We start from the raw sequence: 12,784 nt of genomic DNA on the forward strand, positions 1-12,784 counted from the left end.
CAGCACCGGAGTCATCGCCGGAGTCACCACCGAAGTCACCATCGGAGTCATCGACCGCCCCACGGGCATCACCGACCCCCTTCGGCCCACTGCCCCACCCGCGGCCCCCTGCCTCACCCAACGCGCCCCCGCACAAGCCGCGAGCGCCCCGAGGGCCGCGCCCGCCGCGACGTCCGACGGGTAGTGCACGCCCACCACCAGCCGGGAGAGGCACATCGCTGCGGCGAGCGGCGAGACGGCGTACGCGCCGAGCGCGCCGTAGGCGACGGCGGCGGCCGCGGCGGAGGTGGCGTGGGAGCTCGGGAAGGAGTGCCGGCCGGCGGTGCGCACCAAGGGCTCGACGTGCGCCGGGCGCGGGCGGCGCACGACCCTTTTCACGCCCATGCTCACAGCGTGCGCGCTCGCGGTGAGCGCTGTCGCGCGCAACCACGCGCCGCGCCGCGCGCCGTCCACGGCGGCCCCGGCCAGCCCCGCCGCGAGCCACAGCGCCCCGTGCTCACCCGCCCAGGACAGGGCGCGTGCGGCACCGGCGACGCCCGGGTCGGCGCCGCGGGCGCGGAGCACGGCGAGGAGCCGGCGATCGACGCCGCGTCGCGTCCTCCTGCCGCCCTTCCCGCCCAACTCTTCCTTCGTGTCCATGTGGACTCACTGTTCATGCCGGGCCCACCGGAACACCGGCAATATTGAGCGACATCCCATTAATCACCCATTTCGGGGAGCGCTCCCTGTGGCACGGACAAAGCGCCGCACAGCGCGCGATACGGTCACCGGCATGTCTGCCGAGACCGCTTCCGTCACCGGTTGGGGCCGCACCGCCCCGTCCGTCGCCCGTCTGGTCCGCCCCAGGACGTACGAGGAGGCCGTGGCGGCCGTCCGGGACTGCGGGGCCCGCGGGAGCATCCCGAGGGGCCTGGGCCGGGCCTACGGGGACGCGGCGCAGAACGCGGGCGGCGACGTGCTGGACATGACCGGCCTGGACCGGATCCACGCCATCGACGCCGACGACGGGTCGGTCCTGTGCGGCGCGGGCGTCTCCCTGCACCGCCTGATGGAGGTGCTGCTGCCGCTCGGCTGGTTCGTGCCGGTGACCCCCGGCACCCGCTACGTCACCGTCGGCGGTGCGATCGGCGCGGACATCCACGGCAAGAACCACCACGTCTCCGGCTCCTTCGCCCGTCATGTGCGCTCCATGGAGCTGCTGACGGCGGACGGCACCATCCGTACCGTCCGCGCGGGCACCCCCCTGTTCGACGCGACGGCGGGCGGGATGGGCCTGACGGGGGTGATCCTCACCGCGACGGTCGAGCTGCAGCCGGTCGAGACGTCCCTGATGTCGGTCGACACCGAGCGTGCCGCCGATCTGGACGACCTGATGGCCCGGCTGACCGCCACGGACGACCGCTACCGCTACTCGGTGGCCTGGATCGACCTCCTCGCGCGCGGGGCGGCCACCGGGCGCGCGGTGCTCACCCGGGGGGACCACGCGCCCCTGGCCGCCCTGCCCGCGGGTATGCGCGCGCGCCGTGACCCGCTGGCGTTCCGTCCCGGCCGGCTGCCCGCGGCCCCGGCCTTCCTGCCGGACGGCCTGCTCACCCGCCGCACCGTTGGCCTCTTCAACGACCTCTGGTACCGCGGGGCGCCCCGGGCGCGGACCGGCGAGCTGCAGCGGATCTCCGCGTTCTTCCACCCCCTGGACGGCGTGCCGCATTGGAACCGGGTCTACGGCCGGGGCGGCTTCGTGCAGTACCAGTTCGTCGTCGGGTACGGCCAGGAGGAGGCGCTGCGCCGGATCGTGGCCCGGATCGCCGTCCACCGCTGCCCGTCCTTCCTGGCCGTGCTCAAGCGGTTCGGCGACGCCGATCCCGGCTGGCTGTCCTTCCCGCGCCCCGGCTGGACGCTCGCCCTGGACATCCCGGCCGGCCTGCCCGGCCTCGGGGCCCTGCTCGACGAGCTGGACGAGGAGGTGGCCGGAGCCGGCGGCCGGGTCTACCTGGCCAAGGACTCCCGGCTGCGGCCGGACCTGCTCGCCGCGATGTACCCGCGCCTGGAGGAGTTCCGCGCCCTGCGCGCCGAGCTCGACCCGCGCGGGGTGTTCGTCTCCGACCTGGCCCGCCGGCTGGGGCTGTAGCGGCCCGGGCGGCAGGTCCAGGGCGAACGGTCCCGCCCACCCGGTTCACTCGTAAGGAGCTGCAGTGAAGGACGCCTTCGGTCTCCCCCAGTCCCTGCTCGTCCTAGGCGGTACGTCGGAGATCGCCCTGGCCACGGCGCGCCTGCTGATCGCGCGCCGCACGCGCACGGTGTGGCTGGCCGGCCGCCCCTCCCCCGCCCGGGACGAGGCCGCCGACGAACTGCGCGCGCTCGGCGCCGACGTGCACACCGTCGGCTTCGACGCGCTCGACCCCGCGGCGCACGAGGCGGCGCTCGGCAAGGTCTTCGCCGAGGGCGACATCGATCTGGTGCTGCTGGCGTTCGGCGTCCTCGGCGACCAGGCGCACGACGAGCGTGAGCCGGTCGCCGCCGCGCGCGTGGCGCAGACCAACTACACCGGGGCGGTCTCGGCCGGTCTGGTGTGCGCCCGCGCGCTCCAGGCGCAGGGCCACGGCTCCCTGGTCGTCCTGTCCTCCGTCGCCGGTGAGCGGGCCCGCCGGGCGAACTTCATCTACGGCTCCAGCAAGGCCGGCCTGGACGCCTTCGCCCAGGGCCTCGGCGACGCTCTGCAGGGCACAGGCGTGCACGTCATGGTCGTACGGCCCGGGTTCGTGCGGTCGCGGATGACCGCCGGGCTGCCCGAGGCGCCGCTCGCGACGACGCCCGAGGCGGTGGCGACGGCGATCGAGCTGGGGCTGCGGCGCCGCTCGGAGACGGTGTGGGTGCCGGGGGTGCTGCGCGTGGTGATGTCCGCGCTGCGGCACCTGCCGCGCGGGGTGTTCCGCCGGCTGCCGCTGTGAGTGGTCCGGCGGGGGCTCAGTGGGCGGGCAGGGTGTCCTGCCGCTCGACCGGCGCGGACGCCTGCGGCGGCACGACCGAACCGCCGAAGGCGTACTCGCGCAGCTTGCGCCAGACGCCGTCGGGGCCCTGCTCGTAGAGGGCGAAGCCGGTGCAGGACCAGTCGGCCTCGTAGTCGGCGAGTTCCGCGTGGGCCCGGTCCATGGCGGCGTCGTCGATGCCGTGCGCCACGGTGACGTGCGGGTGGTAGGGGAACAGCAGGTCGCGGGCCACGGGACCGGAGGCGTCGCGGATCTGCTGCTGCAGCCGGGCGCACTCCTCGCCGCCCTCGACGACCCGCACGAAGACCACCGGGGACAGCGGCCGGAAGGTGCCGGTGCCGCTCAGCCGCATCGGGAAGGGCCGCCCGGCACCGGCGACCCGGGTCAGATGCGCCTCGACGGCCGGCAGGCCGCTCCGGTCGACCTCGGTCGGCGGCAGCAGCGTGACATGCGTCGGGATGCCGTGAGCCGCGGCGTCGCCGAAGCCCGCGCGCCGCTCCTGGAGCAGGCTGCCGTGAGGCTCCGGGACCGCGATCGACACGCCGATCGTTACGGTCCCCACGTCGTCTCCCTGTCTCGGGCTGCCCGGCAGGGGCACTGCCGGGTGGTGTCAGTTATCGACTGTACGGCCACCGCCGCCGTGTTGGGCGGCGGTGGCCGTGTGCTCTACGGCTCAGTGCTTCGCGGGCAGGAAACCGACCCGGTCGTACGCCTGCGCGAGCGTCTCCGCGGCGACGGCGCGCGCCTTCTCCGCGCCCTTGGCGAGGATCGAGTCGAGCGTCTCGGGGTCGTCCAGGTACTGCTGGGTGCGCTCGCGGAACGGCGTCACGAAGTCGACCATGATCTGAGCCAGGTCGGTCTTGAGCGCGCCGTACATCTTGCCCTCGTACTCCCGCTCCAGCTCGGCGATCGACTTGCCGGTGAGCGTGGAGTGGATGGTGAGCAGGTTGGAGATGCCGGGTTTGTGCTCGACGTCGTAGCGGATGACCGTGTCGGTGTCGGTGACCGCGCTCTTGACCTTCTTGGCCGTCGTCTTCGGCTCGTCCAGGAGGTTGATGAGACCCTTCGGCGTGGATGCCGACTTGCTCATCTTGATCGCCGGGTCCTGGAGGTCGTAGATCTTCGCCGTCTCCCTGAGGATGTACGGCTTCGGGATCGTGAAGGTCTCGCCGAACCGGCCGTTGAACCGCTCGGCGAGGTCGCGGGTCAGCTCGATGTGCTGGCGCTGGTCCTCGCCGACCGGTACCTCGTGCGCCTGGTACAGCAGGATGTCCGCGACCTGCAGGATCGGGTACGTGAACAGGCCGACGGAGGCCCGGTCGGCGCCCTGCCTGGCGGACTTGTCCTTGAACTGGGTCATGCGGGACGCCTCGCCGAAGCCGGTGAGGCAGTTCATCACCCAGCCGAGCTGGGCGTGCTCGGGCACATGGCTCTGGACGAAGAGGGTGCAGCGCTCGGGGTCGAGGCCGGCCGCGAGCAGCTGGGCCGCGGCCAGCCGGGTGTTGGCGCGCAGCTCCTTCGGGTCCTGCGGGACCGTGATCGCGTGCAGGTCGACGACCATGTAGAACGCGTCGTGGGTCTCCTGCAGCGCCACCCACTGACGGACGGCGCCGAGGTAGTTGCCGAGGTGGAAGGAGCCTGCGGTGGGCTGGATTCCGGAGAGCACTCTCGGACGACGCTGCATGGCGGAGCCATTCCCCTGAGGGTGGTGGTGGGCGACGGGTGGGCGGTCAGAGGCCATGGTCCTCATTCTCTCAGGTCGCGGCGGCCGATCCGGAACTGGCCGGAAACAGGCGGGAACCGATCCGCCCCCGGCGGTGTAACAAGAGCATGGCGGGTGCCGGGGGGTCCAGGGGAGGAACGGGTATGAGCGGGAGACGACGGGGGCCGGTGCGGGCGCGGGGCAGGGGGCTCGTGCCGGGCACGGTGGTGGCGCTGGTGGCCGGCTCGGCGCTGCTGGGGCTGCCTGCGGGCGAGGCGGTCGCACGGCCGCCCCAGCCGGACGCCCCCGATGTGGCGGTGGTGACGCGGGGTGACACGGGCCGGACGACGACCCTGCGGTCCGGCGAACCGGATTTCACGCGGCTGTGGCAGCTGCTGCAGCCCACGTACACGGGGACGACGCCGGTGTCACGGGCGTGGGACGAGGGTCGCTACCCCGCGGTCCGGGCGACGGTGGTGTGGGGGCTGACCGGGGTCGGGGGGTGGCCGCGGACCAGCCGGCCGCCGGGTGGTGACGTGGCGCTGGAGCGGCAGGACCAGGTGTTCCTGGCCGAGGACGGCACCCCGTGGGTGCGGTCGGATCCCGCGCCGGAGGTGGCGGACGACGACATCCGCTGGCACCGGGCGTCCCGTGCGGCCTTCGACCGGCTGGAGCGGTCGGGGCTGCTGGGCGCGGAGCGGGCGCGGCCGACGGCGCAGACCGGGTCCGGGCGCACGGGCGCGCTGCGGTGGGCCGTGCCCGGGCTGGCGGTGGGTGTGCTGCTCGGCGCCGCGGGCACGGCGCTGATCCGCCGTGCGGCACTCCTGCGGGACTCGGGACCGCCGCACGGTGAACCGCGACAGGAGCTGATCGACCTCTGATCCGGGCCGGTGACCCGGATCGGTGGCCGGGATCGGTGGCCGGGATCGGTGGCCAGGGTCCGGGGCCGGGATCGGTATCCGGGATCGGTGGCCAGGGTTGGTGACCGGGGCCGGTGACCGGGATCGGTGGCCAGGGTTGGTGACCGGGGCCGGAGGCCGGGGCCGGTGACCCGGAGCTTGGCCCGGTGTCCGGCCCAGGGCTCTGCCCCGGGTGCCCGGTCCGGAGTTCTGACTCGGCCCCGGTCCGGGCTCTGACCGGCACGTCCGGCCAGTGCTCTGACCGGCACCTCCGGCCGGCGCTCCGACCGGCGCGTCCGGCCCGTGGGCTTCCGGCGCGTCCCGTCCGGCACGGCCGACCCGGGGCGGCCCGTGCGGCCTACAGACCGGCCGCCGTCGTGACCCCGGCCGGTCCGCCGGGGTCCGCCCGGGCCCGGGGTCAGCCCAGGTCGATCTCCGGGTACAGCGGGAAACCGGCGACGAGGTCGGTGGCCCGGCGGGAGATCTCGTCCGCGATCTTGGGGTCGAGGACGTGGGCGGCCTTGGACGGGGTGCCCTTGGCCGTGGTGCCCGCCTCGGTGGTGGTGAGGACGCGGTCGATCAGGCCGGCCACCTCGTCCATCTCCGCCGTGCCCAGGCCGCGCGTCGTCAGCGCGGGCGTGCCGACGCGGATGCCGGAGGTGTACCAGGCGCCGTTGGGGTCGGCGGGGATGGCGTTGCGGTTGGTGACGATGCCGGATTCCAGCAGCGCGGCCTCGGCCTGGCGGCCGGTGAGACCGTAGGACGTGGCCACGTCGATCAGGTTGAGGTGGTTGTCGGTGCCGCCGGTCACCAGGGTGGCGCCCCGGCGCGTGAGCCCCTCGGCGAGGGCGCGGGAGTTGTCGACGATGCGCTGGGCGTAGTCGCGGAAGGACTCCTGCCGCGCCTCGGCCAGAGCGACCGCCTTGGCGGCCATGACGTGCGGCAGCGGGCCGCCGAGGACCATCGGGCAGCCGCGGTCGACCTGGTCCTTGAGGGAGTCGTCGCACAGGACCATGCCGCCGCGCGGGCCGCGCAGCGACTTGTGGGTGGTGGTGGTGACGATCTGGGCGTGCGGGACCGGGTCGAAGTCGCCGGTGAGGACCTTGCCCGCGACCAGGCCGGCGAAGTGCGCCATGTCGACCATCAGCGTGGCGCCGACCTCGTCGGCGATCTCCCGCATGATCCGGAAGTTCACCAGCCGGGGGTACGCGGAGTAGCCGGCGACGATGATGAGCGGCTTGAACTCGCGGGCCTGGGCGCGCAGTGCCTCGTAGTCGATGAGGCCGGTGGCCGGGTCGGTGCCGTAGGAGCGCTGGTCGAACATCTTGCCGGAGATGTTCGGGCGGAAGCCGTGGGTGAGGTGGCCGCCGGCGTCCAGGGACATGCCGAGCATGCGCTGGTTGCCGAAGGCTCGGCGCAGCTCGGCCCAGTCGGCCTCGGAGAGGTCGTTGATCTGGCGGACGCCGGTCTTCTGGAGGAAGGGCGCCTCGACGCGGTCGGCGAGGACGGCCCAGAAGGCGACCAGGTTGGCGTCGATGCCGGAGTGCGGCTGGACGTAGGCGTGGCGGGCGCCGAAGAGTTCGCGGGCGTGCTCGGCGGCGAGGGACTCGACGGTGTCGACGTTGCGGCAGCCGGCGTAGAAGCGGCGGCCGACGGTGCCCTCGGCGTACTTGTCGCTGAACCAGTTGCCCATGGCCAGGAGCGTGGCCGGGGAGGCGTAGTTCTCGGAGGCGATCAGCTTGAGCATCTCGCGCTGGTCGGCGACCTCCTGGCCGATGGCGTCGGCGACCCGCGGCTCGACGGCGCGGATCACGTCCAGGGCGGCGCGGAAGGCGGTGGACTCGGTGGACGGGTGCTGGTCTGGCATGTCGTCGGCCTCCGGGTGGCGTGGCGGGTGTCGGTCACGATGCTCGGCTGGCCCAGGCGCACGGCACTTGATCACTCAGGGCCGCTCCCCGATGGTCCGTCCCATCCCAGCGCGCCAGTCACGGCCCGTCGTCAGCCTACCCGTCGCCCCCGGTGGCCAGGGCCGCCGGTCCACCATGCGGGCGACCGAGCGACCGGGGCGCGACAGGTCCTGGACGCTGCCGCGAGCAGCCCCCCGGGCCCCGGGCCCCTGGTCCCTGACCCCTGGTCCCTCACCGCTAGAGGATCACGTGCGGGAGGAAGCGGGCGTACTCGTCGGTGATCAGGCCGGCGGATTCGCGGATGCCGAGGCCGGCGGACTCGTCGCCGACGACCCAGGCGCCGAGGACGACGTGGTTGCCGTCGAAGGCGGGGAGGGGAGCGAGTCCCTGGTAGCAGCAGGCTTCGTCGCGGACGACCGGGTCGGCACCCGGCGGGTGGACGGTGACACCGGCGCCCTCCCGGCCCAGCAGCGGCTTGGCGACGTAGCCGCCGGTGGCGGCGAGCTCGCGGGGGCCGTCGAGGTGGGCCGGCAGCAGGTTGGGGTGGCCGGGGTGGAGTTCCCAGAGGACGGCGAGCAGGGCCTTGTTGCTGAGCAGCATCTTCCAGGCGGGCTCGATCCACAGGGTGCTGCCGGTGCCGCCGCCGTTGTCCAGGGTGTCGAGGACGTGGTCGGCGAACCGGTCCTGGGTCATCCACTCCCAGGGGTAGAGCTTGAAGCAGCTGCGGATGAAGCGGAGCCGGTTGTCGACGAACCGTTCCGCGAGGGGGTCCCAGCCGATCTCCTCCATGGAGATCCAGTCGGTGTCCAGGCCGGCCTGCTCGGCGGTCTCCTTGAGGTAGGCGACCGTCATCAGGTCCTCGCCGAGTTCGTCCGCGGCGGAGTGCGCGAAGTAGAGCGGGCTGCCGGGCGGGAGGAGGGGGGCCTGCCGCTTCCAGGCGGCGACGAGGCGTTCGTGGAGGGAGTTCCACTGGTCGGCGCCCGGGAAGCGTTCCTCCATCCAGAACCACTGGGGGCTCGCGGCCTCCACCAGGGAGGTGGGGGTGTCGGCGTTGTACTCCAGCAGTTTGGCGGGGCCGGTGCCGTCGTAGCGCAGGTCGAATCGGCCGTACACGGACGGGAGTTCGGCGCGCCGGTGCCAGGCCTCGGCGACCGCTGCGGCGACGCGCGGGTCGGTGATGCCGAGGTCGGCGAAGCGGCCGGTGGTGACGATGTGGTCGGCGGCGGCGAGGCACATGCGGTGCAGTTCCTCGACGGTCTCCTCCAGCGCCTCGACCTCGTCGAGGGAGAAGACGTAGTACGCGCTCTCGTCCCAGTAGGGGCGCAGGTTGCCGTCGGGGTGGCGGGTGAGCGGGTAGATCAGGCCCTGTTCCTCGACGGTCCGCTGCCAGCCGGGGCGCGGTCGTACGGTGCGGCGTTCCATGCGCGGGTCTCCGGCTCAGCCGCCGTAGCTGCCGGAGCCGCCGCCGAATCCGTCGCGGTCGACTCCGCTGCCGCCGCTCGACGAACTGCCGGAGCCCTTGCCGGGCTTGGTGAAGGAGCCGCCCCAGACCCAGCCGTCGTCCTTCTTGCCGCCGTAGTACCAGCTGTCGGTGCCGGTCTTGCAGTTCCGGTCGGAGGTCACCTTGTAACCGCGGCCGACCTGGTAGCTGTTGCGGTCGACGCAGCGCTTGTCGGGGGCCGAGGAGCAGGCAGTGAGGGCGGTCGCGAGCAGCCCCACGCCGCCGAGTACGACCGTGCCGGACCTGAAACGCCTGCGTGCCTGTTCCGCCATGTCCCCGTCTCCCCGTTGTCCCGCGGGGGCTGCCCCGCGCGCTGTCCTCGCGCCGTCGTCGCGCTGTCGTCGCATCGTCGCGCTGTTGTCGCGTTCCCCCGCGCCGTGCTCGCGCCGTCTTCGCGCGGCGTTGTGCGGCGTTGTGCGGCGGTGCGCGTGGGTACTGTCCGAGGTCAGCCTAGAGATCGCCGGTACTCCCCGTACGAGCGGCCCCCGCCCCCGCCGCCAGATCCGTCACGGCAGTACGCGGCACAACGCCTCCAGCGCGCCCGGCCAGGCCCGGTCCGAGGGCGCCCCGTAGCCGACCACCACGGCGTCCGCCGGCTCGGTCGTGGCGGCCGGGTGACGGAACCAGGACAGGCCCGTCAGGGCCAGGCCCTGCCACGCGGCGGCCCGCACCACCGACTCCTCGGTGCCGGGCGGGAGCCGGAGCACGGCGTGCAGCCCGGCGGCCATCCCGGTGACCCGGACGTCGGGCGACTGGGCGGCGACGGCCTCGACGAGGGCGTCCCGGCGCCGCCGGTACCGCAGGCGGCAGGCGCGCACATGGCGGTCGTAGGCGCCGGAGGTGATGAACTCGGCGAGAGTCAACTGGTCGAGGACGCCGGTGGAGCGGGCTGCGGCGAGCCGGGTGATCCCGGGGGTGAGCGCGGGCGGCAGCACCAGCCAGCCCAGCCGCAGCCCGGGGGCGAGCGACTTGCTGGCGGTGCCGAGGTGCACGACGTGGTCGGGGTCGAGGTCCTGGAGGGCGCCGACGGGCTGCCGGGCGTCGTAGCGGAACTCCCCGTCGTAGTCGTCCTCCAGGACCAGCCCGCCGGTACGCCGCGCCCGGTCCACGACGGCGGCGCGCCGCTCGGCCCGCAGGGCGCCCCCGAGCGGGAACTGATGGGCGGGCGTCAGCAGCACCGCCCCGCCGGCCGGCAGCTCCGCCACGCGTGTGCCGTGTTCGTCCTGCGGCAGCGGCACGGTGCGCAGGCCCGCCCGTTCCAGCAGGGTCCAGTGGGGTGCGAGGCCGTACGACTCCACGGCGAGGTCGCGCAGTCCGCCGGCGCGCAGGGCCTCGGCGAGGAGACGCAGGCCGTGCGAGAAGCCGGAGCAGACCACGATGTGCTCGGGGTCGGCGCGGACGCCCCGGGCCCGGGCGAGGTAGCCGGCCAGGGCGGTACGCAGTTCGGGCCGGCCGCGCGGGTCGCCGTAGCCGAGGGCGTCGGCAGGGGCCGCGTTCAGGGCGCGGCGGGCGGCCTTGAGCCACTCCGCGCGCGGGAAGGACGACAGGTCGGGGGTGCCCGGCATCAGGTTGTGGGCGGGCCTGCCGGGCTCCCGTCGGCGGGCGGTCCGCGGCTCGGCCGGCCGGGGCGCGGCCGCGCCCTCGGCGACCCGCGTGCCGGAGCCCTGCCGGGCGGTCAGCCAGCCCTCGGCGACGAGGTCGGCGTACGCGCCGGCGACCGTGTTGCGCGCGACACCCAGGTCGGTGGCGAGGGAACGGGAGGACGGCAGCCGGGTGCCGGGGGCGAGCCGGCCGCCGCGGACGGCCTCGCGCAGCGCGTCGGTCAGCCCGCGCCGCACGCGCGGACCGGTGACTTCCAGGTGCAGGTCCACGCCCAGAGTGGCCCATGAATCACGCATGGAAATGGACCATACTCCTGGGCTGCTTCCTTCCTAGGGTGGAGACCATGACCACCACGCAGACCACCGGAACCACCGGCGGAACCACCGCCGGGACCGGCACCGAAGCCACCACCGCGACCAGCACCGGCTACGCCGTCGAGGAGCCCGCCCGGCTCAACTGGGCCGAGCACGCGCCCGAGGTCTACAAGGCGATGATCCGGCTGGACGCGGCCGCCCGGCGGGGACTGGACCCGACGCTGTACGAGCTGGTGAAGATCCGCGCCTCGCAGCTCAACCGCTGCGCGTTCTGCCTGGACATGCACACCAAGGACGCGCTCGCGGCGGGCGAGAGCGTCGAGCGGATCATCCAGCTGAGCGCGTGGCAGGAGTCGCGCCACTTCTACACCGAGAAGGAGCTGGCGGCGATCGAGCTGACCGAGGCGGTGACCGTGCTGACCGACGGGTTCGTGCCCGACGAGGTGTACGCGCGGGTCGCGGGCCACTTCGAGGAGGCCGAGCTGTCGCAGCTGATCTCCGCGATCGTCACGATCAACGCCTGGAACCGCTTCGGTGTGACCGCGCGCATGACCCCGGGCCACTACCGGCCGGGGCAGCACCGGTGACCACCGCGCCTGGGACGGTACGAACGCGGCTGCTGGACCGCGAGGTCGCCCGGGCGATGTCCGCCCTGAGCGCCGCCGCGAAGCGGGGACTCGGCGACCCGGTGCTCGCCGAACTGGTCGTCCTGCGCGCCTCGCAGCTCAACCACTGCGCGTTCTGCCTGGACATGCACCTCGCCCTCGCGCGCGAGCACGGGGTGAGCGAACGCCAGTTGGACCTGCTGGCCGCCTGGGAGGAGGCCGAGGACGTCTTCGACGCGCGGCAGCGGGCGGCGCTCGCGCTGACGGAGTCGATCACCGTCCTCGCGGACGGGTTCGTGCCGGACGCGGTGTACGAGCGGGCCGCCGAGCACTTCGACGACGTGCGGCTGGCCCACCTGGTGGGGCTGGTGGTGGCGATCAACAACTGGAACCGGACGATGGTCGCCCGCCGCGTCCCGCCCGGGGGGTACACCCCGTGAGCGCGGACCCGACCGGTAAGGCCGGCACGTTCCGCGCGCTGCACCGCCGTACCGCGCCCGGCGATCCCCTGGTGCTGCCGGGCCCCTGGGACGCGGCCTCCGCGCGCGCGTTCGCCGGCGCGGGCTTCGCCGCGCTGGCCACACCCAGCGCGGGCGTGGCCGCCTCGCTGGGGTACGTGGACGGGCGTACCCCGCCCGACGAGATGTTCGCGGCGGTCGCCCGGGTCGCCCGGTCGGTCGACGTGCCGGTCTCGGCGGACGTCGAGGACGGGTACGGTCTGCCGCCCGGCGAACTCGTCGAGCGGCTCCTCGCGGCGGGGGCCGTGGGCTGCAACCTGGAGGACTCGTCGCGGGGCGCCCTCAAGGACCCGTACGCCCACGCCGACTGGCTGGCCGAGGTACGCGCCGCGGCCGGGGACCTGCTCTTCCTCAACGCACGCGTCGACACGTTCCTGCACGGCGACGGCGATCCGGAACGGGCCCTGGAGCGGGCCGCGGCGTACGTGGCGGCGGGCGCCGACTGCGTGTACCCGATCCTCGCCCCGCCCGCCCTGCTGCCGCTGCTGCGCTCGGGCATCGACGGCCCGGTCAACGCCTACTGCGACCCGACCCGGGGACCGTCACCGGCGGAGCTGGGCGAACTCGGTGCCACCCGGGTCACGTTCGGTCCGTGGCCGCAGCGGATGGCGACAGCGGCACTGACGGAGATCGCGGCGGCCCTGAAACCGTAGCGCCGCCGCGGAGGACCTGCCGACGCCAGAAGGCCCCTGGACGACGCGGTCGGCCGCCCGGCTCCGTGGAAACGCGAAGAGTCCCTCCCCGCCAGG

At 74.0% G+C, this 12,784-nt stretch carries 12 protein-coding genes, 1 pseudogene and 1 riboswitch; of the genes and pseudogenes, 6 read left to right on the forward strand and 7 right to left on the reverse strand.

Annotation, left to right across the window (positions count from 1 at the left end; genetic code table 11):
- Positions 1 to 102 precede the first annotated feature (102 nt).
- A pseudogene (locus ACSLTV_RS02210) lies at positions 103 to 639 on the reverse strand (phosphatase PAP2 family protein); the annotation flags it as partial.
- Positions 640 to 772: 133 nt separating this feature from the next.
- Here ACSLTV_RS02210 and ACSLTV_RS02215 point away from each other — a divergent pair.
- On the forward strand, positions 773 to 2,128 hold the full coding sequence (locus ACSLTV_RS02215; RefSeq protein WP_435611519.1) for an FAD-binding protein: 1,356 nt from the start codon (positions 773 to 775) through the stop codon (positions 2,126 to 2,128).
- A gap of 64 nt (positions 2,129 to 2,192) precedes the next feature.
- Positions 2,193 to 2,948 (forward strand): decaprenylphospho-beta-D-erythro-pentofuranosid-2-ulose 2-reductase, encoded by a 756-nt coding sequence (locus ACSLTV_RS02220; protein ID WP_432134890.1) that lies wholly within the window; start codon positions 2,193 to 2,195, stop codon positions 2,946 to 2,948.
- Between the two features lie 16 nt (positions 2,949 to 2,964).
- Here ACSLTV_RS02220 and ACSLTV_RS02225 read toward each other — a convergent pair whose 3' ends face one another.
- Positions 2,965 to 3,549, reverse strand: a complete 585-nt coding sequence (locus ACSLTV_RS02225) for a 2'-5' RNA ligase family protein (protein WP_432134891.1) — start codon at positions 3,547 to 3,549, stop codon at positions 2,965 to 2,967.
- Between the two features lie 111 nt (positions 3,550 to 3,660).
- The gene (gene trpS / locus ACSLTV_RS02230; RefSeq protein ID WP_432135023.1) at positions 3,661 to 4,671 is read right to left on the reverse strand and encodes a tryptophan--tRNA ligase; all 1,011 of its coding nucleotides are present in this window, start codon (positions 4,669 to 4,671) and stop codon (positions 3,661 to 3,663) included.
- Positions 4,672 to 4,853: 182 nt separating this feature from the next.
- On the opposite strand from trpS, the gene ACSLTV_RS02235 reads away from it, so the two are divergent.
- Complete coding sequence (locus ACSLTV_RS02235; protein ID WP_432134892.1) at positions 4,854 to 5,570, forward strand: hypothetical protein; 717 nt, start codon at positions 4,854 to 4,856, stop codon at positions 5,568 to 5,570.
- A 436-nt stretch (positions 5,571 to 6,006) separates the two neighbouring features.
- Here the strand turns inward: ACSLTV_RS02235 and ACSLTV_RS02240 are convergent, their stop codons facing one another.
- The 4 genes from ACSLTV_RS02240 to ACSLTV_RS02255 all read right to left on the reverse strand — a co-directional run bounded on the left by ACSLTV_RS02240 (position 6,007) and on the right by ACSLTV_RS02255 (position 10,894).
- Positions 6,007 to 7,455: a glycine hydroxymethyltransferase gene (locus tag ACSLTV_RS02240; RefSeq protein ID WP_432134893.1), complete on the reverse strand. Its 1,449-nt coding sequence runs from the start codon at positions 7,453 to 7,455 to the stop codon at positions 6,007 to 6,009.
- Positions 7,456 to 7,498: 43 nt separating this feature from the next.
- Positions 7,499 to 7,587, reverse strand: a riboswitch (ZMP/ZTP riboswitch).
- Between the two features lie 145 nt (positions 7,588 to 7,732).
- A complete protein-coding gene (locus ACSLTV_RS02245; protein WP_432134894.1) occupies positions 7,733 to 8,917 on the reverse strand; it encodes a glutathionylspermidine synthase family protein in 1,185 nt (394 codons plus the stop codon).
- 15 nt (positions 8,918 to 8,932) lie between these two features.
- Positions 8,933 to 9,268, reverse strand: coding sequence for a hypothetical protein (locus ACSLTV_RS02250; protein WP_432134895.1), 336 nt, complete (start codon positions 9,266 to 9,268; stop codon positions 8,933 to 8,935).
- Between the two features lie 234 nt (positions 9,269 to 9,502).
- On the reverse strand, positions 9,503 to 10,894 hold the full coding sequence (locus tag ACSLTV_RS02255; RefSeq protein WP_435611520.1) for a PLP-dependent aminotransferase family protein: 1,392 nt from the start codon (positions 10,892 to 10,894) through the stop codon (positions 9,503 to 9,505).
- A 47-nt stretch (positions 10,895 to 10,941) separates the two neighbouring features.
- On the opposite strand from ACSLTV_RS02255, the gene ACSLTV_RS02260 reads away from it, so the two are divergent.
- Genes ACSLTV_RS02260 through ACSLTV_RS02270 form a run of 3 tightly spaced genes read left to right on the forward strand, consistent with a single transcriptional unit; the run spans position 10,942 to position 12,688 of the window.
- Positions 10,942 to 11,499 (forward strand): carboxymuconolactone decarboxylase family protein, encoded by a 558-nt coding sequence (locus ACSLTV_RS02260; protein WP_435611521.1) that lies wholly within the window; start codon positions 10,942 to 10,944, stop codon positions 11,497 to 11,499.
- Positions 11,496 to 11,957, forward strand: coding sequence for a carboxymuconolactone decarboxylase family protein (locus ACSLTV_RS02265; RefSeq protein WP_432155389.1), 462 nt, complete (start codon positions 11,496 to 11,498; stop codon positions 11,955 to 11,957). Before ACSLTV_RS02260 ends, ACSLTV_RS02265 begins: the two co-directional genes overlap by 4 nt.
- Complete coding sequence (locus tag ACSLTV_RS02270; protein WP_432134899.1) at positions 11,954 to 12,688, forward strand: isocitrate lyase/PEP mutase family protein; 735 nt, start codon at positions 11,954 to 11,956, stop codon at positions 12,686 to 12,688. Before ACSLTV_RS02265 ends, ACSLTV_RS02270 begins: the two co-directional genes overlap by 4 nt.
- Positions 12,689 to 12,784: the final 96 nt, after the last annotated feature.

The organism is Streptomyces sp. bgisy159 (assembly GCF_965341775.1).
GTDB lineage: Bacteria > Actinomycetota > Actinomycetes > Streptomycetales > Streptomycetaceae > Streptomyces.